General features: G+C 68.2%; 24 protein-coding genes. 10 read left to right on the forward strand and 14 right to left on the reverse strand.

Features of this window, described 5'->3' with window-relative positions; genetic code table 11:
• Positions 1-124: 124 nt before the first annotated feature.
• Positions 125-967: an alpha/beta hydrolase gene (locus tag ARTB_RS06690; protein WP_243178264.1), complete on the reverse strand. Its 843-nt coding sequence runs from the start codon at positions 965-967 to the stop codon at positions 125-127.
• Positions 968-1,218: 251 nt separating this feature from the next.
• Between ARTB_RS06690 and ARTB_RS06695 the strand changes: the two genes are divergently transcribed.
• Entirely contained in the window at positions 1,219-1,635 is a 417-nt protein-coding gene (locus tag ARTB_RS06695; protein WP_164468552.1) for a DUF7793 family protein, read from the forward strand.
• A gap of 19 nt (positions 1,636-1,654) precedes the next feature.
• Here the strand turns inward: ARTB_RS06695 and ARTB_RS06700 are convergent, their stop codons facing one another.
• Complete coding sequence (locus tag ARTB_RS06700) at positions 1,655-2,548, reverse strand: helix-turn-helix transcriptional regulator (RefSeq protein WP_243178265.1); 894 nt, start codon at positions 2,546-2,548, stop codon at positions 1,655-1,657.
• Between the two features lie 144 nt (positions 2,549-2,692).
• Here ARTB_RS06700 and ARTB_RS06705 point away from each other — a divergent pair, with 144 nt between their 5' ends.
• Together ARTB_RS06705 and ARTB_RS06710 are read left to right on the forward strand one after the other, a co-directional pair.
• On the forward strand, positions 2,693-3,736 hold the full coding sequence (locus ARTB_RS06705) for an NAD(P)-dependent alcohol dehydrogenase (RefSeq protein ID WP_243178266.1): 1,044 nt from the start codon (positions 2,693-2,695) through the stop codon (positions 3,734-3,736).
• 83 nt (positions 3,737-3,819) lie between these two features.
• Complete coding sequence (locus tag ARTB_RS06710; protein WP_216699110.1) at positions 3,820-4,227, forward strand: (R)-mandelonitrile lyase; 408 nt, start codon at positions 3,820-3,822, stop codon at positions 4,225-4,227.
• A 107-nt stretch (positions 4,228-4,334) separates the two neighbouring features.
• Here the strand turns inward: ARTB_RS06710 and ARTB_RS06715 are convergent, their stop codons facing one another.
• Positions 4,335-4,655 carry a GYD domain-containing protein gene (locus ARTB_RS06715; protein WP_028275942.1) on the reverse strand — a complete coding sequence of 107 codons (321 nt, stop codon included), beginning with the start codon at positions 4,653-4,655 and terminating at the stop codon, positions 4,335-4,337.
• 228 nt (positions 4,656-4,883) lie between these two features.
• Between ARTB_RS06715 and ARTB_RS06720 the strand changes: the two genes are divergently transcribed.
• Positions 4,884-5,213, forward strand: coding sequence for an antibiotic biosynthesis monooxygenase family protein (locus ARTB_RS06720; protein WP_028275943.1), 330 nt, complete (start codon positions 4,884-4,886; stop codon positions 5,211-5,213).
• Between the two features lie 51 nt (positions 5,214-5,264).
• On the opposite strand, the gene ARTB_RS06725 is transcribed toward ARTB_RS06720, so the two are convergent.
• Both ARTB_RS06725 and ARTB_RS06730 read right to left on the reverse strand, forming a co-directional pair.
• The gene (locus ARTB_RS06725; protein ID WP_028275944.1) at positions 5,265-5,867 is read right to left on the reverse strand and encodes a DUF6919 domain-containing protein; all 603 of its coding nucleotides are present in this window, start codon (positions 5,865-5,867) and stop codon (positions 5,265-5,267) included.
• Positions 5,868-6,407 carry an SRPBCC family protein gene (locus tag ARTB_RS06730; RefSeq protein WP_243178267.1) on the reverse strand — a complete coding sequence of 180 codons (540 nt, stop codon included), beginning with the start codon at positions 6,405-6,407 and terminating at the stop codon, positions 5,868-5,870.
• Positions 6,408-6,690: 283 nt separating this feature from the next.
• On the opposite strand from ARTB_RS06730, the gene ARTB_RS06735 reads away from it, so the two are divergent.
• Positions 6,691-7,674 carry an ABC transporter substrate-binding protein gene (locus ARTB_RS06735; protein WP_243178268.1) on the forward strand — a complete coding sequence of 328 codons (984 nt, stop codon included), beginning with the start codon at positions 6,691-6,693 and terminating at the stop codon, positions 7,672-7,674.
• A 107-nt stretch (positions 7,675-7,781) separates the two neighbouring features.
• Here ARTB_RS06735 and ARTB_RS06740 read toward each other — a convergent pair whose 3' ends face one another.
• The 7 genes from ARTB_RS06740 to ARTB_RS06770 are packed head-to-tail and all read right to left on the reverse strand — an operon-like array spanning position 7,782 to position 15,465.
• Positions 7,782-9,227 (reverse strand): NtaA/DmoA family FMN-dependent monooxygenase, encoded by a 1,446-nt coding sequence (locus tag ARTB_RS06740; RefSeq protein ID WP_243178269.1) that lies wholly within the window; start codon positions 9,225-9,227, stop codon positions 7,782-7,784.
• A gap of 10 nt (positions 9,228-9,237) precedes the next feature.
• A complete protein-coding gene (locus ARTB_RS06745) occupies positions 9,238-10,398 on the reverse strand; it encodes an LLM class flavin-dependent oxidoreductase (RefSeq protein WP_243178270.1) in 1,161 nt (386 codons plus the stop codon).
• Positions 10,395-11,282 carry a DUF1684 domain-containing protein gene (locus ARTB_RS06750; protein ID WP_243178271.1) on the reverse strand — a complete coding sequence of 296 codons (888 nt, stop codon included), beginning with the start codon at positions 11,280-11,282 and terminating at the stop codon, positions 10,395-10,397. Before ARTB_RS06750 ends, ARTB_RS06745 begins: the two co-directional genes overlap by 4 nt.
• The gene (locus ARTB_RS06755) at positions 11,266-12,426 is read right to left on the reverse strand and encodes an LLM class flavin-dependent oxidoreductase (protein WP_243178272.1); all 1,161 of its coding nucleotides are present in this window, start codon (positions 12,424-12,426) and stop codon (positions 11,266-11,268) included. Before ARTB_RS06755 ends, ARTB_RS06750 begins: the two co-directional genes overlap by 17 nt.
• Entirely contained in the window at positions 12,423-13,502 is a 1,080-nt protein-coding gene (locus ARTB_RS06760; RefSeq protein WP_243178273.1) for an ABC transporter substrate-binding protein, read from the reverse strand. Before ARTB_RS06760 ends, ARTB_RS06755 begins: the two co-directional genes overlap by 4 nt.
• 8 nt (positions 13,503-13,510) lie before the next feature.
• Complete coding sequence (locus ARTB_RS06765) at positions 13,511-14,371, reverse strand: amino acid ABC transporter ATP-binding protein (protein ID WP_028275949.1); 861 nt, start codon at positions 14,369-14,371, stop codon at positions 13,511-13,513.
• Positions 14,368-15,465, reverse strand: a complete 1,098-nt coding sequence (locus ARTB_RS06770; protein ID WP_243178274.1) for an amino acid ABC transporter permease — start codon at positions 15,463-15,465, stop codon at positions 14,368-14,370. The genes ARTB_RS06765 and ARTB_RS06770 overlap by 4 nt, the downstream gene beginning before the upstream one ends.
• A gap of 241 nt (positions 15,466-15,706) precedes the next feature.
• Here ARTB_RS06770 and ARTB_RS06775 point away from each other — a divergent pair, with 241 nt between their 5' ends.
• The 3 genes from ARTB_RS06775 to ARTB_RS06785 all read left to right on the forward strand — a co-directional run bounded on the left by ARTB_RS06775 (position 15,707) and on the right by ARTB_RS06785 (position 18,972).
• Positions 15,707-17,713 (forward strand): FAD/NAD(P)-binding protein, encoded by a 2,007-nt coding sequence (locus ARTB_RS06775; RefSeq protein WP_243178275.1) that lies wholly within the window; start codon positions 15,707-15,709, stop codon positions 17,711-17,713.
• Positions 17,710-18,315 (forward strand): GNAT family N-acetyltransferase, encoded by a 606-nt coding sequence (locus ARTB_RS06780; RefSeq protein ID WP_243178276.1) that lies wholly within the window; start codon positions 17,710-17,712, stop codon positions 18,313-18,315. Before ARTB_RS06775 ends, ARTB_RS06780 begins: the two co-directional genes overlap by 4 nt.
• An 81-nt stretch (positions 18,316-18,396) precedes the next feature.
• Complete coding sequence (locus tag ARTB_RS06785; RefSeq protein ID WP_028275951.1) at positions 18,397-18,972, forward strand: LacI family DNA-binding transcriptional regulator; 576 nt, start codon at positions 18,397-18,399, stop codon at positions 18,970-18,972.
• A 6-nt stretch (positions 18,973-18,978) separates the two neighbouring features.
• Here ARTB_RS06785 and ARTB_RS06790 read toward each other — a convergent pair whose 3' ends face one another.
• On the reverse strand, positions 18,979-20,043 hold the full coding sequence (locus ARTB_RS06790) for a bile acid:sodium symporter family protein (protein WP_028275952.1): 1,065 nt from the start codon (positions 20,041-20,043) through the stop codon (positions 18,979-18,981).
• 243 nt (positions 20,044-20,286) lie between these two features.
• Between ARTB_RS06790 and ARTB_RS06795 the strand changes: the two genes are divergently transcribed.
• The gene (locus tag ARTB_RS06795; RefSeq protein WP_243178277.1) at positions 20,287-21,807 is read left to right on the forward strand and encodes a SulP family inorganic anion transporter; all 1,521 of its coding nucleotides are present in this window, start codon (positions 20,287-20,289) and stop codon (positions 21,805-21,807) included.
• A gap of 126 nt (positions 21,808-21,933) precedes the next feature.
• Positions 21,934-22,218, forward strand: a complete 285-nt coding sequence (locus ARTB_RS06800) for a DUF1540 domain-containing protein (protein WP_028275954.1) — start codon at positions 21,934-21,936, stop codon at positions 22,216-22,218.
• Between the two features lie 171 nt (positions 22,219-22,389).
• Here the strand turns inward: ARTB_RS06800 and ARTB_RS06805 are convergent, their stop codons facing one another.
• On the reverse strand, positions 22,390-23,496 hold the full coding sequence (locus ARTB_RS06805) for a GTP pyrophosphokinase (RefSeq protein WP_028275955.1): 1,107 nt from the start codon (positions 23,494-23,496) through the stop codon (positions 22,390-22,392).
• Positions 23,497-23,518: the final 22 nt, after the last annotated feature.

The raw sequence follows: 23,518 nt of genomic DNA on the forward strand, positions 1-23,518 counted from the left end.
CCACTATGTCCATCCCTGAGCCGCGCCGGGGGACAAGTCCATTCTGATAAGGGGGCATGTCCACTGCTGAGCGCCGGCAGGGGGCATGCCCTCGGTCGGACACGTTGACTCTGGCCGGTAGTACTCAGCCGAACTCTTTGATGAAGTCCAGGGCGGTTTGGGCGACCTCAGGCCAGCCGTGATCGATCGTGAGAGAGTGGCCGCGGTCCGGCAGCTCCTTGATTGCCGTGTGCGCCGAATTTCTTTTTTGACGCTTGTAGGACGCATTGGCGATGGCCCACGGCACTGTGTGGTCTTTCTCCCCGGAGATGATCAGCAACGGACCCCGATCCGGATTCTTCGTGTCGACCTTGGCCTCGGTGAACGGGTTGAGGTTTGCGGTTGCAGCCTGGAACAGAGGCACGCCAGAGGCCGCGACGTGAAAGGTGTCAAACAATTGACGGGCTTCGTCCTCGTCCAGGGCATTGGCCCAGCCGAAACGGAACTCGTCAAAAGTCAGAGACACTGCACGCTTGGCGTTGGCGGGATTCGCGATCACAGGCGCTGCTGACTTTAAGGCTGAGGCCGGCAGCGGCAGGACTCCCCGGAATGGTGCGGGGTCGATCGCCACCGTGACTGCGGAGGCTCCGGTTCCGGCGATCCTCTGGGCGATGAGTCCGCCGAAGGAATGCCCCACGACAGCGGGCTTGATGGTGAGCCGGCCAATCGCGTCGAGGTAGTGGTCCGTGACTTGCCTGACCATCTTCTTGGCAAAGACCTCCGGGTCGCGTCTTGCCTCATCGACGCTTTCGGGATCATCGGGCCACGTGGGGGCGAGCGTGGTGTAGCCGTTTTCCTCATAGAGGGCCCGCCACCGGTCCCAACTGCTGGACAGGAGCCACAGTCCGTGGACGAAGACGACGGGTTTGAGGCCGGAAGCGTTCGCCCGGTCCACCTGCTGTTGCTCGAGGTTGGTCATATCAGCCATGGCGCTCATCCGTTCGCGTGTGCATCGCGGGCCGTCGGTGGGAGACGCGGGGACGTCCTCCCGCAGGCACGAGTATGCCTGCGGGCCATGGCGAAGGCAATGCCCTTGCTGAATACCGGCACGGGCTGCAGGCCGCATGGGGCATGTCCGTGGCCGGTCGGCGACCCGGAGTGCAGCCATGGTCTGCGGTCCGCCACGCGCACCGGGTCCCAAACCCGTGGCTTGTCAGGACCGGCCCTACAATGGTCTCGATGATGCCAGGACATATAGCAGCTGCTGACGGAAAGAACGTGCTGAGCATCAGTGCGGGCATCATCACATCCGTCTGGCAGCCGGGCACGTTTGTTGATGTCGACGATGCCAGGGACGCGATGCTGGCCGTAGCGCAGATCAGCGGCGGAATACCTATGCCGATGCTCTCCGAAATGACGGACGTGGAGATCAGCGCGGCCGCCAGGTACGAGTTCGCGCAGACAACAGGGGTTCTGGCGATTGCCGTGCTTGGATCCAGCACCGTGGATCGTGTGATCGCGGCGGCCATGAGCCGGCACACCCGCTACCCCCACGAATTCTTCACGTCCCGGGACAAGGCCACGGCCTGGCTGAGCAACTTCACCTCCAGCGGCCAGTCCGGTGGATACACGGACGGCATATCCGCCCTGGCGTGACAGTGCCGGCCTGCCCCGGTCAGGCCTTGTCCACAGTAAAAGCCGCTCCGGCCTCCTTGACCTGCTGGTTGGTCGCGGCCCAGCTGGCCAGCAGCCGCAGCGCATCTTCCGACGCGGAGCCGGGCTCGGCGTTGTAGACCAGCAGGGACAGCCCGGCGTCGGCGGAGACGTCCATTGCCTCGTACATCAGGTGGAGATCCCCGACCACAGGGTGGTGCAAGTGTTTGAGCCCGGTGTAGTGCTGGCGCACGTTATGCGCCGCCCACAGGGTGCGGAACTCCCCGCTCCGCGTCGATAGTTCCCCGACCAGGTCGGTCAGCCCGCGGTCGTAGGGATCCCGGCCGGCCTCGGTGCGCAGGATCGCGACGGTGTCGCTCGCCGCACGGTCCCAGCCCGGGTAGAAGCTGCGCGATCGCGCGTCCAGGAAGATGAACCGGGCATGGTTGGCCGGGCGGGCCGGACCCGCGTACATGTCCGAATACAGGGCATGGCCCAGCGGGTTGGCCGCAAGGATGTCCATGCGGCCGTTCCGCACAAAGGCGGGCGCGTTGGCGATGGCGTTCAACGTCAGCTGAACGCTGCGCCGGACGGACTCCGCGGGACGCGGACGACGGCGGGTCCGGCTGCCCGGGGCCGCTGCCCGGGCCAGATCGAAGAGGTGGGCCCGTTCGGCGTCGTCGAGTTGCAGGGCCCTGGCCACAGCGTCCAGAACTCCCTCCGAAACGCCGGACAGGTTTCCCCGCTCCAGCCTCGTGTAGTACTCGACGCTGACGCCGGCCAGCATGGCGACCTCCCCGCGGCGGAGTCCGGGGACCCGGCGTTTCGCGCCGTAGATCGGCAATCCCGACTCTTCGGGGGTGATCTTGGCCCGGCGCGAGGCAAGGAACTCGCGGGTCGCCTCTCGATTGTCCATGCCATCAACGTTAGGCCTTTGGGCTCTCTGAGGGAGGCCCTGCCAGTACCCCTATCAGCAGGGACTCCCTCCCGGCTGCGTTACCGGGTTTGATGGATGGTGTTCCGTTGAACAACCCCCAACGATCAACAAGCAGGAGATTCATTGCTTACCGTCAACGCTTACGCATCACCGTCCGCGACCGGGCCGCTCGCCCTCACCACCATCGAGCGCCGCGACGTGGGACCCCACGATGTCCTGATCGAGATCAAGTACGCCGGGATCTGCCATTCCGACATCCACACTGTCCGCGGCGACTGGGGCCCGCAGACCTATCCGCTGGTTCCGGGCCATGAAATTGCCGGCATTGTCACCGAGGTGGGCACGGCCGTGACCAAGCACGCCGTCGGTGACCGGGTCGGCGTCGGCTGCATGGTCAATTCCTGCGGTGAGTGCGTCAACTGCCAGGCCGGCGAGGAGCAGTACTGCCTCGCCGGGAACACCGGCACCTATGGCGCCGTCGACCGTGATGGCACCATCACCCAGGGCGGCTACTCCACCCACGTCGTTGTGACCGAAGATTTCGTGGTCACCATTCCCGAGGGCATCGAGCTCGACGTCGCCGCGCCGCTGCTGTGCGCCGGCATCACCACCTACTCGCCGCTGAACCACTGGGGCGCGGGTCCCGGCAAGAAGGTCGCGATCGTCGGCCTCGGCGGACTGGGCCACATGGCCGTCAAGATCGCCCACGCCATGGGCGCCGAGGTCACGGTCCTCTCGCAGTCGCTGAAGAAGCAGGAAGACGGGCTGAAGCTGGGCGCGGACCACTACTACGCCACGAGCGACGAGAACACTTTCACGGACCTTGCCGGCACTTTTGACCTAATCATCAACACGGTCAGTGCCGCGATCGACATCAGCTCCTACCTGCAGCTGCTGACCCTCGACGGCGCACTGGTCAACGTCGGCGCCCCCGCGGAACCGCTCCCGGTGAACGCGTTCGCCCTGATCATGGGCCGCCGTTCCTTCGCCGGTTCGATGATCGGCGGCATCCGCGAAACCCAGGAAATGCTCAACTTCTGCGCCGAGCACGGCCTGGGCGCCGAAATCGAGGTCATCCCGGCCGCGAAGATCAACGACGCCTACGAGCGCGTCCTGGCCTCCGACGTCCGCTACCGCTTCGTGATCGACGCCGCGACCCTGAACTAGGACGCAGCGCACGAAGGACCCTGGGATTGGACGGACGCGGCCTCCCGTCGCGCCCGCCATCCGACAAAACACCCTGGGAGGAAATGACAGTGGAAATCCAAGCCCGGAAGCCAAGCGTCAAAGGGCCGGCGCAGATGTTCACCGGCGACGTCTGGTTTGACGTCCTCGCGGCCCCGCAGCCCGAACCGTCCCGCATGCGCGTCAACGCGGTGCACTTTGCCCCGTGCGCCCGCACGGCCTGGCACTCGCACGCCGTCGGACAGACCCTGCACGTCACCGAAGGTGTCGGCCTGGTCCAGGCCCGCGGCGGCGAAGTGACCGAAATCCGCCCCGGCGACACGATCTACACGCCGCCGGGCGAATGGCACTGGCACGGGGCCGCGCCGGACCATTTCATGACCCACCTCGCGATGTGGGAAGCGCCAGCAGAGGGCGCGGAGTCCGAGTGGGGTGACCTCGTGACCGACGAGGAATACAACGGCGCCAAGTAGCACGACCGCCAGGCAGTTAGCACGGCTGCGCTAAAACATCCGGCGCTGCCGGTGCGGGGCCAGCCCGGGGGACTGGCCCCGCACCGGCATGCCGGGCACCGCGTGGGCTATTGCCCCGGGGCCCGGTACGACGGCGTCTTCTTGGCTGCCGCGTCGAGATCCTCTGCTGACATGAGCGGTTTCATGTGCAGGTTCACGGCGCCGGTGGAATTGATCATCAGTGACAGGGCGACGGCGTCGGCCTGGTCGGGGATATCGAAGACTCCGACAACGTCGGTCTCCCCGAAAGCGTAGTAGAAGCTTTCCAGTGAGCCGTCCACCGATTTGAGGGCTTCGACAACGGCATCACGCCGTTTGGTGCCGCCCTCACGCATGAGTCCCTTGATTCCGTCGCCGACGTAGTTCGCTTCGAACAGATATTTGCTCATCGTTTTTCCTATCCTGTGTTCGCCCAGGACATCGGCATCCGAACGTGTGCCCGCTCCCAACGATGGAAGGTCCGAGGCTGGCCCCGGAGTGGGGGTCTGCCCACATGCTAGGCCTTCCACTTCACCCTTACAACGGTCCATTTGCGGCCACAACCGGGCTCCGGGCGGTCCGGGACTACCGCCGGCCGGAGGACAGGAACATAATCGGCGTATCAACCCGTACGGACAATGGAGGCGATCGACGTGTCTGTTTATACGCTCGGAATCTGGCTGGTGCATCCCGGCCGCGAGAACGATTTTGTGCAGGCCTGGCGGGATCTGGCCAGGAAGACGAAGGAAGACTTTCCCAACGCCAAAGCCGTGCTGATGCACGATCGCGACGTCAAGAACAGGTTCATCAGCACCGGCCCGTGGGAGTCCCTGGAACAGATTGAGCAGTGGCGGGATTCTGCCCTGTTCAAGCAGGGCCTCGAGGCAATGAAGGACATGCTGGAGCATTTCGAGGCGCGCACCCTGGACGAGGCCGCGAGCATCGGGTGGGATGCGACCGATATGTGAATTTACCGGGAACCGGCTCGCCGCCGGCTGCGCGGCGCGCGTTCCCGCCGGCTAAGCGGCGTGCAGCGCCTCGAGTACGGCGGCCAACAGGACATCGTTCCGGCCCCAGACGGGATCGAAGATTTCCACGTACCAGGCATCCGCCAGGACCAGGGCCAAGGTCTCGTTGGTCTCGGCTGCCCAGTCCCTGAGCTGGTCCTCCCCAACGGGCCCCTCGCTGCTGCCGAGCAAGGTCGCGACGTCGTCGTCCTGTACGGTCACCGGGATGGAGACGCTGCTCGCCTCACCAGGGTCGTGGACGACCGTCACCAGGCCGGTCCGTGCGGACAGGGCCAGAAGTGCCGTCGCCGCCTCCGGGCCGCAGAAGGCCGTCACGTAGGCGCGCTGCGCGAGGCCCCCGGCCTGAACGCCCGGCTGCGATTCCTTGGTGAAGAGCCCGTTGCGGTTCAGCCGGGCGAGCTCTCCGGCGATGGCCGCGGTCTCCTCGTCGAACCCGGGCGCGAAGACTCCCGGCTGGTATTGGCTGTTGCCCTCCAGCCAACGGGCGGTCAGTTCGCCTGCCGCCGGGATGGTGGAGGCCTGCCGCCAGACTTCGCGGTCCGCGAGAAGCCGGCCGAAGCTGTCCCGTTCCGTCGTGAACCTGGCCTCTGACATTTAGGCCTCCTGTGCTGTGGGGTGCGGGGTGGACTGCGCCGTGAGATGTGGGGTGGGGTGCGCCTGCGGGGCGTGGTGCTGCAGGAGGACGGACAACCGTTCGCAGCTGATCCGCAGCGCCTCCAGTTCACGCCGGCTGTAGTCCTCGATGATCGCACGGATCCGCTCGGTGAGGTGCTCGTCGTCGACCTCGAACTCGTGGTTCAGCGTGACCACGGAGAGCCCGTCCGCCGGCCGGATCTCCCAGTCGCCGCCGAGCTCCCGGAACGGGGCCTCGAGGTCCAGCTGGTGGAACTGGGCGCGGTGGCTGGCGGTGTCAAAGACGCGCCAGCAGTGGCTTGAACTGAGTGAGCCGTTGGACACCACGGACGTGCGCAGCTCGTGGCCGGCGTCGTCGCCGCTGACGCGCTCCGAGTACACCGTCAGGCCCTCGAGGTAGGGCCAGTGTGAGGCGTCGCGCAGCATGCTGAAGACAAGGTCCGCCGGGGCGTTGATGCCGAGCCGGTGCGTGGTCCGGTGCGTTTGCTGGTGCGTGCTCACTGACAAGTTCACCCCTCCTGTGTCGTGCTGTCACCTTGCAGGTCTTCTATGCAGGCTAGGCCAGTTGCGGCCTGCCGTGAACAATTCCGTCCCGTCGCGTCACGCAGGGCAATCTTCGGTAACACAGGGCGTCCGCAGGCAGCGTCCGCGGACGCCGGATGAACGGGTATTACCGCCTGTATCCCTTGGTTTCACCCGGTTTCACGGCGCTTTGACCGGCTCTCCCGGGCCCCGGATAGTTGCTGGCACCAGCACCATTTCAGTCCACTCTCAAGGGGAGAACATGTCCAGTCTTTCGTTTAAATCAGGCGCCGCGGTCGCGTTGGCGGCCACCACTGTCCTGGGTCTGGCGGCCTGCTCCGATCCCGGCGCCGCTGCTGCCGGCGGCCCGTCGGCGGCGCCGTCGTCGTCCACCGGGGTGAAGCAGTTCAACCTCTCGCCGCAGCAGGACCGCGTCAAGGCCACGGTGGATGCCGCGGCCGCCGCGCTCGTCCCGGAAGCCGTTAAGAAGGACGAGAAGCTGACCGTGGCGGTGAGCCCGTTTGCGGCGCCGCTGGCCGTTTACGCCACCGACAACAAGACCCCGGTGGGCAACGAGGTGGATATCGCCGTCGCTCTGGCCGAGTCCCTGGGCCTGGAGGCAGACATTGTCCCGACGGCCTGGGCCGACTGGCCGCTCGGCGTCGACTCCGGCAAGTACGAGGCTGTGCTGTCCAACGTCACCGTCACGGAGGAGCGCAAGCTCAAGTTCGACTTCGCCAGCTACCGTGAAGACAAGCTCGGCTTCTATGCCAAGGCGGACAGCAGCGTCACCAAGGTCGAATCGGCCCCGGACGTCGCCGGCAAGCGCGTGATCGTCGGTTCCGGCACCAACCAGGAGGCAATCCTGCTGCGCTGGGATGAGGAGAACAAGAAAAACGGCCTCAAGCCCGTGGAGTTCCAGTATTACGACGACGACTCCGCCTCCCAGCTCGCCATCCAGTCCGGACGGGCGGACCTGACGTTCGGCCCCAACGCCACGGCGGCCTACAAGGCGGCCTCCGACGCCAAGACAAAGCTCGTCGGCCTGGTCGACGGCGGTTGGCCGCTGAAGGCCAGCATCGCCGTCACCACCAAGAAGGACAACGGGTTTGCCGCAGCGGCCCAGGCCGGACTGAACCACCTGATCCAGGACGGAAGCTACGCCAAGATCCTGGACCGCTGGGGGTTGTCCGCGGAAGCCGTCGCGAAGTCGGAGCTGAACCCGGCGGGCCTGCCGAAGAAGTAGCCCGCCCGCGTTGGTTGAATGAACGGTACCGAAAGCCAACGAATCCCCGCCGGGAACGTCTCCGGCGGGGATTCGTTGTGGCTGTCTGGTGACCCAGCGGAGATCGTCTAGGCCTGTGCCGTGACGGAACTTGAATCGATGCCGACCTCGACGCTGGCACCTGTGTGGGCCGGGGTGGCCAGGCCGAGGTTCTCCCGCAGCGTGCTGCCCGCGTACTCCGTGGGGTACACGCCGCGCTCCTGCAGTTCCGGCACGAGGTGGTTGACGATGTCGTCGAGGCCGGACGGGATCAGCCACGGCGAGATGTTGAAGCCGTCGACGGCGCCGGTCCGGGCATACTCGCTGAGCCGGTCCGCGACCTCGGTGTACGAGCCGGTGAAGGTGGAGTCGCCCCGGCTGGTCTTGGCCGAGACGAATTGGCGGATGGACAGGCCCTTCTCCGTGGCCTCGGCCCGCCACTGGTCGGCCAGCTGGCGTGCCTTGGCGCCGTGGAAGCCGCTGCCGCGCGTTTCGGAGGTTTCTTCCACCACGGGGTCGATGTCCGGCAGCGGACCGTCGGGATCGTAGCCCTGCAGCTCCCGGCCCCAGAACTGTTCGAGGTACGCGATGGCCTGCTGCGGGCCGATCTGCAGACTGCGGACCCAGGCCTTCTTCTCGAGGGCCTCCCGCGGCGTGGCGGCGAGGATGAACTCGCTGGCGGGCATGATCTTCACGTCCTGGGCGCCGCGGCCGGCCCGGAGGGTGCGCTCCACGATGTCGCGGCGGAACTCCAGGGCGTCATCGAGCTGCGGGTGCGCGGAAAAGATGACGTCCGCCTGCCGGGCGGCGAAGTCCCTGCCCTCGGGCGAATCCCCGGCCTGGAACAGCACCGGCCGGTACTGGGCGCTGCGCGGCAGCCGCGGGGTGACGTCGACGGTGTAGTGCCGGCCGGTGTGGCGCACCCGCCGGACCGAGCCCTCCGCCGACCACCGCTCGGCGGAGGCTGAGCCCGCGACGGCGCCGTCGTCCCACGCGTCCCAGATCCGCTTGGCGGTTTCCACGAAGGCCTCGGCGTGGGTGTACCGGTCGGCGTGGTCCAGATAACCGCCGCGCCGGAAGTTGGCGCCGGTCCAGGCGTTGTCCGTGGTGACGATGTTCCAGGCGGCGCGGCCACCGGACAGCAGGTCCAGCGTGGAGAGCCGGTGCGCCAGGTCTGCGGGGTCGTTGTACGTGGTGTTCTGGGTTGCGACGAGCCCGATCTTGGTGGTCACCGCGGCCAAGGCGGCGAGGGCAGTCTGCGCGTCGGGACGGCCGGCGACGTCGAGCGCGTGCGGACGGCCAAGATGCTCGCGCAGCCGCAGGCCTTCGCCGAGGAAGAACGCCGCGAACAGGCCGCGCTCGGCGGTTTGGGCGATGCGCCGGAACGATTCGAAGTCGGTCTGGGAGCCGGATTCGGCCGCCTTCCAGACGGTTCCGGAGTTGACGCCCTGGAAGAACACGCCCAGCTGGATCTGACCCGAGGGGATGAACCCGGACGCGGTGAATTCAGCGGCGGGGTGGGTGCTGTGGCTCATGGTGGGCTCCTTAGTTTTCCGCGCCGGGGGCGCTGGATGCGGCGGCGTAGCGGCTGGCTGGCCGTGCCAGCCCCAGCTGATCGCGGAATGTGGCGTCCGGGCTGGTGGGGGCGAGGACCCCGCGCCGGCGCAGTTCGGGCAGCACCAGCCGCGTCAGTTCCTCAAGATCCGTGTCCAGCACGGCGGGGTGCAGGCGGACCCCTTCGGCCCAGGCCAGCACCTCGGTGAGCAGATCGGTAAGCCCGGCCGCCGAGCCGATGAACTGTGCGCGCGGGCTCTGCCACGGGGTGTGGCCGTTCAGTCCGGCCAGCCGCTCAGCGGCGGGCTGGCCGCGGGAGTCCAGCACGACGTCGAGCTCGGCGATCAGCGCAGGCCCGTCGCCGCCGGCGGCGAGTCCTGCGCGCGTCGCCGCGAGCTCGGCGGCCAGGAGCCCGGGCGTCGGGGCCGAGACCAGGAGCGCGTCGGCTGCCCCGGCCGCGACGGCCTCCGCGGTGAGGAGCCCGGCCGGGGCCAGTACGGGCAGCTGGCCCTGGGGCGGCCGTGGAATGATCGACGGACCCTTGACGGAATAGCTGCCGTTTTCGACGTCGATGTAATGCAGCTTGTCGACGTCGAGGTAGCGCCCGGTGGGGACGTCGCGGATCACGGCGTTGTCCTCCCAGGAGTCCCAGAGCCTGCGGCTGACCTCGATCGAATCGGCGGCCTCGCGGGAGAGCCGGTCCCCGCGCACGGTGTCGCGTCCGACGGCGGCGGCATCGGCCGCGCTTGATGAAGCGGCTACCAGCCAGCCGGCCCGTCCCCCCGAGACGTAGTCGAGGCTGGCGAGCTGGGTGGAGATGTGGAAGGGCTCGGTGTAGGCGGTGTCCACTTCCGGAATCAGTGCGAGGGAGCGGGTCACGGGGCCGGCGAACGCGGCGCGCTGCAGGGCGTTGAGCCGGGCCGCGGCGTCCGGGTGCCCGGGGGCCGGCATGCCGGGATCGGAAAACGTCGCCGCGTGGAACCCGGCGGACTCGGCGGCGAGCACGGCGCCGCGGAGGTGTTCCGGGCCCAGCACGGCTGCCGGGGCCGTGCGGGAAACCCGCCACGCGGCCGGGTGGCTGCCGGCACCGTCGAGCTCCAGCAGGAGGAGGCCGTGTTCGCGGGGCCCGTCCTGGGCGGAATGGCTGCTCATGATGCGTCCTGTCGTTCGTAGGGGATCTGTTCGCCGGCCTCGATGGGCACCGGCAGGCGGTTCTCCGCCGGCGGCAGCGGGCACGTGGCGAGGTCCGTGTAGGCGCACGGCAGGTTCACCGCCCGGTTGAAGTCGAGCCAGACCGTGCCGTCGGGGCCCGGAGCGGCCACGGTGAGCGAGCGGTTGGCCGCGTAGGTGCTCTTGCCCGAGGTCGCGTCCGTGAAAAGCACGGACAGCGTGCCCGGAGTGTGGCCGTTGAAGGCGGTGAGGCTCAGGTCTTTGCCGCGGAGCCGGAAGCGGATTTCCCCCGGGGCTTCGTAGACGTGGTGGATTCCTTCGACCGCCGCGCCCACGGTGGTGGGCCGCAGTTCGGCGAACGGCACAAATATTCCTGAAATGGCATATTCGATGCTGGGGGCGTAGACGGGGGTGCCGCGGTAGCCGGTGAGCAGCGGGTTCAGGGGATGCCGCGGCCGCACGACATAGCGGCCACCGCGCTTGGCGAGCTCGATCACGGTATGGCCGGCGCCGGCATCCTCCACCCGCAGATTCAGGCCATCGCGCTCGGGAATCGGACCGAGGAACACGGTAGCTCCGGTCCCGTCCGCGTTCAGTTCCTGCCCGTCGCGAAGGACGCGTTCGCCTGCCCCCAAAGCCAGGCGGACGACGTCGTCCTCGACGCTCCAGGTGCCCGGCGCACCGTCCAGCCGGGCGGGTGAGGACTCGAGCCAGTGCAGGTGGGTGACGGCGAGGAAGCCGTGGGGGCTGGCGCGGTGGCGTTCGTGCGCGGCATGCCAGTCCGCCCAGGCGGCTTCGAATTCCAGGTCGGGGTGGCGGTCGGGACGAAGGTCAGGACGGCCGTCGGTGTCAGTGGGCGTGGACATGGGAACTCCCGTGGTGGTTGTGGTCGGCTGTGACGCGGGCGGCGGCGTCGGTCTCAGTAGTGCCGGCGAATGCCGGCCGGCCGGCGTACGGGTCGCCGTCGCCCCAGAGCGTGGTGGGCGCGGCGGCGCGGACGGCCGGAATGACTTCCAGGGCGAAGCGCTCCAGAATTTCCAGCTGCTGGGCGAAGGGCAGCGTGGTGGGCAGCGAGATGGACTGCAGGTCGTGTCCGTAGAGCGCGTGGTAGCTGAGGATCTTGTCGATCACCCGCTCCGGGCTGCCCACCAGAGCCGGACCGTCGGCGACGGCGTGGTCGATGTCCCGGTAGGGGGAGTTGTTGCCGGGAACGTTCCGGCCGGTCGTGAGGGCCTCGTAGACCGGGCCGAACTGCCGCTTGGCCTCCTGCGTGGTGTCCGCGATGAACACCCCGCCCGCGCCCGATCCGGAGCCCAGGTACTGGTGCCGGGGATCGTGGCCGTGCCGTGCGTATTCCTCGCGGTAGTGGTCAATGAGCACCTTGTAGTTTTCCCGCGGCTGGATCGCGTTGGCCGTGAACAGCGGATCGCCCCACTGCGCGGCGAGGGCCGCCGAGGCCAGGCTGGTGGCGGAGCCGTGCCAGACCCGCGGCGCCCCGGCGAACGGCCGCGGCGTCGTGGTGGTGGGCTCCGTCAGCGCGGCCCGGAACCTCCCGGACCACGTGACGTTTTCCTCGGTCCAAAGCCGGCGGAGCAGGGCATATTTCTCTGCGAGGAGCTCCCACTGGTCCGCCAGGTCCAGGCCGAACAACGGGTACTGCAGCACCTCATTGCCTTTGCCGATCACCAGTTCCAGCCGCCCGCGGCTGAGCTGGTCGATCGTGGCGTAGTCTTCCGCGACCCGCACCGGGTCCAGCACGGACAGCACCGTCACACCGCTCTGCAGCCGGATCTTGGTGGTCACCGCGGCGATGGCGGCGAGCACGGTGGTGGGGGAGGAGGAGATGAACTCACCCGCGTGGCGTTCCCCGACGGAGAAGCTGTCGTAGCCGAGCTCCTCCGCCCGGCGCGCGGTCTCCACCACCTGGTTGAGCCGGTCCGCGGTGGAGACGATCTCCCCGGTGACCGGGTTCTTCAGGTGCGGGATGATGTCGAGGACCTGGAACCTCACTGTGTTTTCCCTGTCTGGGTTTTCCCTGTCTGTGCTTTCCCTGAAGGGGCTGTCCCGAAGTTGGCCTCAGTGACGGTCGTGGACTCGGGAAGGGCTTCCTCGGAGAGTCCCCAGCGGTCCAGGACCTTGGCGTAGGAGCCGTCCTTGATGGCGGAGTTCAGGGCGTCCGTGATGGCCGGGGCCAGGCCGTTGCCCTTGAGCGTGGTGGCCGCGACCAGGGTCTCGGACGGCCAGCCGGCGTTGACCTTGCCCACCACCTTGAGGTCGTCGCGGGTGTTTTCCCGGTACGTGACGGACGGGTAGGGCGCGAGGTTCAGGTCAGTGCGGCCGGAGGACAGGGCCAGGATGGTGTCGGCGTCGGAGGAGTAGTACTGCAGCACCGCGGGTGCCTTGCCCTTGGCCTCGAGCTCTTTGTTCCAGGCGATCAGGATCTTCTCCTGGTTGGTGCCCGAGCCCACCGAGATCTTCAGCCCGGAGATGTCGTCGGAGCCCTTGATGTTGTAGCCGGAGCTTTTCTTGGCCTCGAAGCCCATGTACGCGGCGCGGTAGCTGGAGAAGTCGAAGAGCTTCACCCGGGCGGCGTTGATGCCCACATTGGAGAACACGGCCTCGAAGTCACCGGACTGGGTCTTCAACGGCCAGTTCTCCCAGGAGGTCACCTGGACGTCCAGGTCCAGGCCCAGCTTGTCCGCGACCAGCTGGGCCAGGTCCACTTCCACGCCGATCGGGGTCTTGTCGTCCGTGGCGTGGAAGGACAGCGGAATCGCGCCCGCCGTCGTCGCGACGGTCAGCTTGCCGTCCTTGCCGATCAGCGCCGGGACCTTCGCGGCCAGGGCGGCGTCCTTCTCCGCCCGGATCCGCTGCTGGTCCGGCGAGGTGTTGTAGACGACGCCGTTGCGCGCCGCCGTCGTCGCCGGCTGCCCGCCGGAAGCCGCGGAGGCGCCGGGATCCGCGCAGCCACTCAGGGCCAGGGTGCCGGACAGGGTGCCGATGAGGACGACGGCGGGAAGCGCCGCACGCGTCCGCCGGGGACCAGTACTCGCGCGGGCGGTGTGGGGGGCGGAGCTGATTGCCATGGGGTTCCTTAGATGTTGAAAGCGGGTTCGATGACTTTGGAGAAGAAGCTCCGGGTGCGAACTTCGCGCGGGTTGGTGAAAATTTCCTGGGGGGTGCCTTGCTCGACGATCTGGCCCTGGTCCATGAACACCACCGTGTCGGCGACGTCGCGGGCGAAGCCCATTTCATGCGTGACGATGATCAGCGTGGTGCCGGACTTGGCCAGCCCGCGGATGACGTCCAGGACCTCGTTGACCAGTTCCGGGTCCAGGGCCGACGTGGGCTCGTCGAAGAGCAGGATCTTCGGGTCCAGGGCAAGCGCCCGGGCGATCGCGACGCGCTGCTGCTGGCCGCCGGACAGCTGGCGCGGGTAGGCGCCGGCACGGTCCTTCAGGCCCACGCGGTCCAGCAGTTCCAGCCCGCGGTCGCGGGCCTCGGCCTTGGAGAGCCGGGGTTTTCCGGCCCGCGGCGCGACGATCGGTGCCTCGGTGACGTTTTCCAGCGCGGTCAGGTGCGGGAAGAGGTTGAAGTTCTGGAACACCATGCCGATCTCGGTGCGCTGCTTCAGGATTTCCTTTTCGCGCAACTCGTGGAGCCTGCGCCCGCGGACCGCGTAGCCCACCAGCGTGCCGTCGATCGCGATGAACCCGGCGTCGACCTTTTCGAGGTGGTTGATGGTGCGCAGGAGGGTGGATTTGCCGGATCCGGACGGTCCGACGATCACGGCGACACCCCCGGGCTCGACCGTCAGCGTGATGCCCTTGAGGACTTCCGCGGCGCCGAAGGACTTGCGGACCTTCGTGATCTCGACGAGGCCGCGGGTGGTTACGGCGTCCGTGGCAGCGGCCGCGGACGGGGTCTGGGTGGTCGTACGGAGTGCGGTGCTCATCGGGTGCCCCTTTCCTGCTTCGATTCCCGGGCGGCGGGCGTATGGATGGCGAGGAATTTGCGGGCCTTCTGCAGCGGCGTCAGGGGCAGCGTACGGACCGCGCCCTTGGAGTAGTGCCGCTCGATGTAGTACTGGAAGACGCTCAGGACCGAGGTGATGACGACGTACCAGAGCGTGGCCACGAGCAGCAGCGGCAGGACCTGCTGGGTGCGGTTGTAAATGACCTGGACGGTGTAGAACAGCTCGGAATAGGCCAGGACGTAAACGATTGAGGTGCCCTTGACCAGGCCGATCACCTCGTTGAAGGCGGTGGGCAGGATGGCCCGCATGGCCTGGGGCAGGACGATCCTGGTGGAACGCCGCCAGGCCGGAATGCCCAGGGCGGTTGCGGCCTCGAGCTGGCCCTGGTCCACGGACAGGATGCCGCCGCGGATGATCTCGGCGGAGTAGGCGGCCTGGTTCAGGGTCAGGCCGAGGACTGCCGCGGCGAACTGGCCGATCAGGGTGGTGGTCTGCGCCTCAAAGAAGCGCACGTCCGTGAAGGGGAGCCCCAGGCTGATTTTCTCGTAGAGGTAGCCCAGGTTGTACCAGAGCAGCATCTGCACCAGCAGCGGCGTGGAGCGGAAAATCCAGGAGAAGGTCCAGGAGACGGAGACCAGCAGGGGTGACGCCGAGAGCCGCATCAGCGCCAGGATGAACCCCAGGATGAAGCCGAGCGCCCCGGAGATCGCCGTCAGCTTCAGGGTCTCCATCAGGCCGTTCACGATCGACTGCGCGGTAAACCACTGCGCCACCACGCCCCACTCCCAGCGCGGGTTGGTGGCCAGCGACCAGGCAATGCCGGCCACGCCCACGGCGACGACGGCGGTGCCCACCCAGCGCCACGGGTGGCGGGCCGGGACCAGCCGGTAGTCGGCGTAGTCGGTGGCGGCCTTGCGGCCAACCGAACCGGAGCCGACCGTTCCGGCCGGTGCGGTCTCGCCGGCGGGTACGGGTCCTGCGGCCCGGACCTCCGGGGTCTCAGGTGCGGATTCGATGCCGGCGGACGCCGGCTCCGGGGCGGACTGTGCCACCGGGGTTGCTGTTGAACTCATGCGCCACCTCGCTTCTTCCAGTTGCTGTGGGGGTAGTTGGCTGCCAATCTAGGGCCGTGCGAAATCGCGCGGCAAGGCGGCAGGTTGCATACGTTCACGCAGGTTCGCACGGCGTCACACGACGAATTCTTGCCTCGATTTACGCCGCGTTACGCGGGGTGAACGGCCGTGACCGGCGCCTCGACCGGCTCCATTTCGGGTGCCTAGCATGAGGGCTCCGCACCCGAGCCAGGAGACCGTCATGCCAGTGAATGCCCCGTCCGTGGTCCTCATCGGCGGCGGCCCGCGCGCGGCCGGGCTGTTGGAACGCCTCGCCGCCAACCGGCCGGAGCTGCTCGACGGCGCCCTGCAGATCCACGTCGTGGAGCCGCACACCCCGGGTGCCGGCAGGATCTGGCGTTACGAGCAGCATCCCGGGCTGATGCTCAACTCCGCGGCGGCGGACGTCACGATGTTCACGGATGCCTCCGTCCAATGCGAGGGACCCGCGGTCGACGGCCCCGGCCTGGCAAAGTGGGCCGCCGGGGTCCTGGACGGGTCCATCGCGGATGTTCCGGAGCTGCCGGCGGAACTCCGGCGCCAGCTGGCCGACCTCACCGGTGCCACCTTCCCCACCCGGCAGCTGCAGAGTGTCTACCTGGAATGGTTCTTCCGCCGCTCCGTCGCCGCCCTCGGACCGGACACCACCGTCACCGTGCACCGGGACACGGCGTCCGCCGTCGAGCCGGTGCAGCATGTAGCCGAACAGGGTCCGGAACGCTACCGCGTCCGGCTGGCCGGCGGCGCGGTGCTGCACGCCGACGTCGTAATCGCCTCCCTGGGGCACGCGGATTCGCTGCCCGATGCGGAGTCTGCGGCGTGGGCCGGTTTTGCCGCCCGGCACGGCGCGTTCCACGCGGCGCCCAGCTACACCACCGACGTCGACTACTCACCCCTCGCCGCGGGCCAGGACGTGATTGTCTCCGGCATGGGCCTGGCCTTCGTGGACCTGCTGGTCCTGCTCATGGAGGGCCGCGGCGGCAGGTTCGAGGAGCTGCCAGGCGGCGCCCTGCGCTACGTGCCCTCCGGTACCGAGCCGCGGCTGTGGGCCGGCTCCCGCCGCGGCGTGCCCTACCACTCCAAGATCACGTCCGCCCTGCGCGGCGACGCGGCGGGCGAGCCGGCGTTCTTCACGGCCGACGCCGTCGCGGCGCTGCTGGATGCGCCCGGCGAGGTGGACTTCCGCGCCCAGCTGTGGCCCCTGATCGCCAAGGACGCCGGCTACGCGTACTACCGCGAGCTGTTCACCGGTTACCCGGAACGGGTCCGGACCGGCTGGCAGGAATTCGCCGAACGGTTCGCCGCCGCGGACTGGTACAGCCAGGAGCGCCGGCGGCTCGTCGCCGGGTCCGTCCCGGACGCAGGGCTCCACCTGGACCTCGAACGGCTGGACCATCCCTTCGCCGGCCGCGTCTTCGCCGGCCACGCAGACTTCCAGTCGGCGGTGGCAGCGTACATTGGCCGCGACCTTGAGCTGCGCACCGGGCCGGACCATTCGGAAACCCTGGCCCTGTTCACTTCCTTGCTGAAGTCCTACATGGACCTGGGCCGGCTGGTGCCGTCCGAGCGGCTGAACGCGCGGTCGCAGCGGGAGGTCCAGGGCTGGTGGCACGGCTTCTTCAGCTTCGTCGATTCCGGCCCGCCGCCGCGCAGGCTGCGGGAGATGCTGGCGATCCACCGGGCCGGGCTGCTGCAGTTCATTGGCCCGGGGCTGGAGATCGAGGCCGCGGAGCACGCGGGCCGGTTCGTCGCCCGCTCGGCCCAGTCCGGGATCAGCGTGTCAGCGGCGGCCCTGATCGAGGCCCGGCTCCCGGCGCCGTCGGTGGCCCGCTCCGCGAACCCGCTGCTGCGCCAGCTGCACGCCTCCGGGCTCGGCACCGAACAGCAGCTCCTCACTGCCGACGGCACGCACGCGACCGGACGGCTCCTGGTGTCCGCCCACAACGAGCTCATCAGCCCGGTGGGGGAGCGGCGCGAGCGGCTGTTCGGCGTCGGGCCCGGTACTTCCGGCTGGGGCGCCGGCGCCTTCGCCCGGCCCGGCACCAACGCCGCGCCGTTCCGCGAAAACGATGCCCTGGCCCGGCGCGTCCTGAACCTGCTGGCGAAGCCCAACAACGGGCCGGCCGACAGCGGCCTGGCCAACAACGATCAAACGGACGCCGGCCGGGCGGTGCCGCAGGCCGCCGCCGGCGGAAAGGACCCGTCATGACCCCGCCCCCACTACACACCCCACCCGTGGACACCCCGCCCGTGGACACCGCCGCGCTGACGGTCCTCAATCTGCCCATGAGCGATCCCAGGGTCTGTCCGCTCCTGGATGAGCTCGCGCTCGAATACGACACCCGCTACGGCAACCTCTTCGGCCGCGGGGCCGCCGCGGAGGAACTCAACCGCTACCCGGCCGAGGAATTCGCCGCGCCGGGCGGGGCCCTGCTGATTGTGCGCGAGAACGGCGAATCCGTGGCCGGCGGCGCGTTCCGCCGGCACGGCCCGCAGACCGCCGAGTTCAAGCGGATCTGGACGCATTCGGCGCACCGCCGCCGCGGACTGGCCCGGTTTGTCCTTGCCGAGCTGGAGGCGCTGGCCGGCCATCGCGGCTACCGGAAGGTCTACCTGACAACCGGCCCGCGCCAGCCGGAGGCGAAACGCCTTTACCTGAGCACCGGTTACGAGGCACAGTTCGATCTCTCCGCCGACCCGGAAACCATCGGGCCGCTGGCATTCACCAAGGACCTGCCCGCCGCAAACCCCGCCGCAAACCTCGCCGCGCTGCTTGGTCGGCGTGGGCCGGGAACCGGCGCTTCGGGCTAGAGTTCACACGGGGGGTCTGCCCTGAAACAACGTATTAACGAGCCGCCGCGGACCCGGCGGAGAAACAGCCGGGAGTCATCAGTGCGGCCTGGATCCAAGCCCACCATCCGCGATGTCGCGCAGACGGCCGGGGTCTCCCTGACCACCGTCTCCTATGTGCTCTCCGGCCGCTCCGGCGGTACCACCCGGATCAGCGAGGCCACCCAGGACCGGGTGCACGCCGCGGTCCGCGAACTTGGCTATGTGGCCAACAGCGCCGCCCGGGGAATGCGCCGGGGCCGGACGGAGCTGGTGGCCGTGGCCGTACCGGACCTCGAGCAGCCCCGGGACAGGGCCATCGCCACGGTGCTGGCCAGGATCCTGCCGGAGCACGGCTACCAGTCGGTCATCCTGCTGGGCGGGAACTGGCGGCAGTTCATGCTCTCCGGCGGAGCCGACGGCGTGATCCACACCAGCGCACCGGAGGCGGACAACGATTCCGGGGCCACGGCAGAGCTCGCCGGCCGCGGCACGCCCCACGTGCTCATCACGGACGACGCCGGGCCCGGCAGCCCTGGTGTCCAGGGCGGACACGAGGTGGTCCCCGCCGGAACGGACACCCCCGAGATCCTGGCCGGGCGCGCCGTCACTCGGCTGCTGGCACAGTTGCGGGGTTAGGACCCTTTAGGCCTTCAGCGCGGCGGCCGGTGCCGTGTCCCGCGTTGCGGTTTCCTGGGTTGCGGCCTCCCGGAGGGGACGCCGGGCCAGCCACGCGGCCACGATCGCGCCGGAGACGTTGTGCCACAGGGAGAAGACCGCAGACGGCAGCGCCGCCAGCGCGCCGAAGTGCGCGGTGGCGAGGGTGGCGGCCAGGCCGGAATTCTGCATCCCGACCTCGAAGGCGAGGGCCCTGCGCGCCTTGTCATCCAGGCGCCCCAGCTTGCCGGCCAGGTAGCCCAGGCCCAGGCCGAAGCCGTTGTGCAGCACCACGGCGAGGAACACGATGCCGCCCGCGGCGACGATCTTGCTGGCGCTGCCGGCCACGACAATCGCGACGATCAGGGAAATCACGACGGCCGAGGCCCACGGCAGCGCGGGCAGGACCTTGGCCACGAGCTTCTTGAGGAAGAGGCGGGCCAGCAGGCCGGCGATGACCGGCAGGAGGACGGTCTTGACGATGTCCTGGACCATGCCCCCGGCGTCGATGTTCAGGTACGAGCCGGCCAGGAACAGCACCAGCAGCGGCGTCACGATCGGCGCGATCAGGGTGGACACGGAGGCGACGGCCACGGACAGGGCGACGTCGCCCTTGGCGAGGAACGCCATCACGTTGGAGGCGGTGCCCGACGGCGCGCAGCCCACCAGGATCAGGCCCACCGCAAGCTCCGGCTCGAGGTGGAGGCCGACGGCGATCAGCCAGCCGGCCCCCGGCATGATGACGTAGTGCGCCACGATTCCCAGGGCCACGGCCCAGGGGCGCTTGGCCACCGACGCGAAATCGGGCGGCGTCAGCGTCAGGCCCATGCAGAACATGATGATGCCCAGCAGGAAGGGCACGCTGGGGGCGAGGGGTTTGAACGCGCCGGGGAGCAGGAAGCCGGCGAGGCCGGCCACCACCACAAGGACCGGGAAGACCGTCACCGCGATGCGGGCAATCTTTGCCTCGGCGGCGAGGGCGGGATTGGCCGGGACGTCGGCGGCAGTGCCTGCGTCCCGGGCAGTATTCGGAGTTTTAGTTGCCTCAAGCATCCAAGAATGGTGCCACCGGCCTCCACGGGGTGGCCACTTCGTGACCACCTGTCAGACAAATATGTCAGATTTTTAGGCCGCCGTGCGGGCGGGAATCGGACGGGTAGGGTTCATTGCGTGGGTGAGCCCGAAAAGGCGAACTCCCCACCCCGGCGCGACGCAGCGCCCCACCTTCCCTGAATTCTGCACATTCTTTGACATCTGGCGGCCGTTGGGCCTCCTTGACCACGAACGGAGCCAGCGATGGCCACCAGTATCGACGCGCAGGCCCCGGCCGCCACGCCTGCACAACTGCAATCGGTCCGAGGCGCCTTGACGTCCCCGCGACGGCTCAAGACCGAGGTTTTCGGCGGCCTCGTGGTGGCACTGGCGCTGATTCCTGAGGCGATCGCCTTCTCGATCATCGCCGGCGTGGACCCGAGGATCGGGCTCTTCGCGTCCTTCACGATGGCGGTGACCATCGCCTTCGTCGGCGGCCGTCCGGCGATGATTTCGGCGGCCACCGGCGCTGTCGCCCTGGTAATCGCCCCACTGGTGAAGTCCCACGGACTGGATTACCTTGTGGCGGCGGTGATTCTGGCCGGCATTTTCCAGATCGTGCTGGGCCTCTCCGGGGTGGCGAAACTGATGCGGTTCATCCCCCGCCCGGTCATGGTGGGGTTTGTGAACGCCCTGGCCATCCTGATCTTTCTGTCGCAGGTGCCCGAGCTGATCGGCGTACCCTGGCTGGTCTACCCGCTCACCGCGCTGGGCCTGCTGATCGTCTTCGGCCTGCCCAGGCTCACCAAAGCCGTCCCCGCACCCCTCGTGGCCATTGTGGCCCTGACGCTCATCACGGTGACGGCCGCCGTCGTCGTTCCCACTGTGGGGGACAAGGGTGCACTGCCGGACTCGCTGCCCTCTTTGTCACTGCCCAACGTGCCGTTCACGCTCCAAACGTTGCAGGTCATCTTCCCGTTCGCGCTGGCCATGGCCTTCGTGGGCCTGCTCGAATCCCTCATGACCGCGAAGCTCGTGGATGACATCACGGACACGCGTTCAGCCAAGACCCGCGAGGCCTGGGGGCAGGGCGTCGCGAACATCGTCACCGGCATCTTCGGCGGCATGGGCGGCTGCGCCATGATCGGCCAGACCATGATCAACGTCAAAGCCTCCGGCGCCCGGACCCGGATCTCCACCCTTCTGGCCGGCGTCTTCCTGCTCATCCTCGTGGTGGCACTCGGAGACATTGTGTCCCTCATCCCGATGGCCGCGCTCGTGGCCGTCATGATTTTCGTATCAGTCGCCACCTTTGACTGGCACAGCATCCGGCCCGCCACCCTCAAGGCCCTGCCCAAGAGCGAAACCGCCGTCATGGCAGTGACGGTGGCGGTCACAGTTGCCACGCACAATCTGGCAACCGGCGTCGGGGTCGGCGTACTCGTCGCGATGGTCCTGTTCGCCAGGCGGGTGGCCCACTTCGTCACCGTCGAGCGCACCGTGACGGAGCACGACGGCGGCCGGGCCACGTATCGCGTGGACGGCGAGCTGTTCTTCGCCTCCGCGAATGACCTCTACACCCAGTTCGAGTACGCACTGGACCCCGAAAGCGTCGTGATCGACATGCGCGACTCCCACCTGTGGGACACCTCCACGATCGCCGCTTTGGATGCCATCACGGAGAAGTACCGGCAGCACGGCAAGAGCGTCGACGTCGTGGGCCTGAACCAGGCCAGCGCCCTGATGCGCGAACGCCTGGCCGGCAAGCTCGGCGCGGGGAACTGACGGGAAGGCGCGACCGGTCAGGCCGGTGTTAGGTCACACGTTTGGGTCTTTTTGTTTGTCTTGGTGCGGCCTAGCGTGGATTTACGGCGCCGCCCGTCCGGGTGGCCGGAGCATGGAGGAGATCCAATGACGACGCACGTAGCCGACTGCAGCGTGAGCAATTGCTCCTTCAATGACCACTCCCACTGCAACGCGGCCGCCATTACCGTCGGCGGCGCCGCAGATCATGCCTCCTGCGCGACCTTCATCGACATCGGTGTGCACGGCGGGCTCCCCAAGGTGCTGGCCGACGTCGGCGCCTGCCAGCGTTCCGAGTGCACCCACAACGACCATCTGATGTGCAAGGCGCCCGAAGTTCACGTGGGCCCGGGCGTCGACAACGCCGACTGCCTCACCTACGCCCACACGTAGCCGCACCCGCCGTCCGCGTCCATCGACCATCCGCCCCGCTGGCGCTGAAATTCCCCACCTTTGGTCGCCGCACCCGGCGTGTCGGGGCGGACCGCCGGTGAGGCCCGGCGTCGCTGGTTCAAAGGTGGGGAGAATCGGTGGTGGCAGAGGGCAAACGTGGCGGCAGGCGCGCTAGCCCTGGGTGAGCCGGTACCGTTCGATCTGCTTGAGCCGGCGCAGGAGGCTGTCGCGCCGGGGGTGCGGAACGGCGTCGGCCGGCTCGGCGGTGAGCTCGATGTGTTCGGTGCCGTACTGCCACAGCAGCAGGTCATCGAGGAGCCGGTCCGGGCCGGGGGAGTAGCGGTGGTCCAGGGCCTTGCGGACCTCGGTGATCCGGTTGGCGCTAAGCAGCCCGGCGAGCTGCATGGTCTGGTTGAGGCCGTGGGCGGCCATGAGCTCCGCGGCCCAGCCCCAGTCGTCGTCGACCTTCCGGTCCACGTGCGGAAGCAGGGTCCGCCAGACGTCGCGGATCCGGTTGGGCGTCAGCTGCGCGGCACCCTCCCCGTCCATGTCCCAGTAGCCGCGGACCTCCTCGTAGCGTTCGTGCAGGTCCGAGAACGCGCTCTCCACGGTCTCCAGCATGGCGGCCGTGGCGGTGAACTGACGGTCGAAGTGCGGGGTCCAGGCCCGCGGGTCCTCGGCCTTGAACCGGATGTCGTGCTCGATCTCGCTCCAGGCGTGGGCGAAGACTGTGCGGATCTGGCACTCGAAGAAGTAGCTGCCGTTCGGCGGGACGTCCGGGTTGAAGGCCAGCTGGTAGTCCTTGACGGCCTCGTTCTGGATGGTCCGTAGGATCAGGTGCCGGCTGGAGTAGCCGTAGGTGCCGGACTCAATGGAGCCGATGTCCTTTTCCCTGTCGCCCCGGCAGTCAAAGAGCTGGCGCTGGCGCTTGATCAGATTCGCCACCACCGCGTTTTCCGCCGGCAGCTTGGTGATCACACGGATTCCCACCATGTCATTCAGGGTCCGGAACGGGTCCGGGAACTTCAGCACAGGTGGCCCGCCCGGCTCCAGCGGTTCTTCAGTGCGGGAGATCTTCTCGCGGAAGGATTCAACGGTCTTGGTGCGTCCGGTGACGAACAACGGCGTGACTTCGGTGTCCTTGAGCATGGTCCGCAGCGTGAGCAGGACCTCCCGGGTGACCAGCTTCAGGGCAGGCCGGACCCGCTCGTACAACTCCACGTTCTCCTGCACGGAATCGCGCAGGCTCACGTCCAAACGGTCCCAGTTGCTCGCCATGGCTCCAGCTTACGGCGCACCA

The sequence above is a fragment of the Arthrobacter humicola genome (assembly GCF_022803015.1).
Taxonomy (GTDB): domain Bacteria; phylum Actinomycetota; class Actinomycetes; order Actinomycetales; family Micrococcaceae; genus Arthrobacter; species Arthrobacter humicola_A.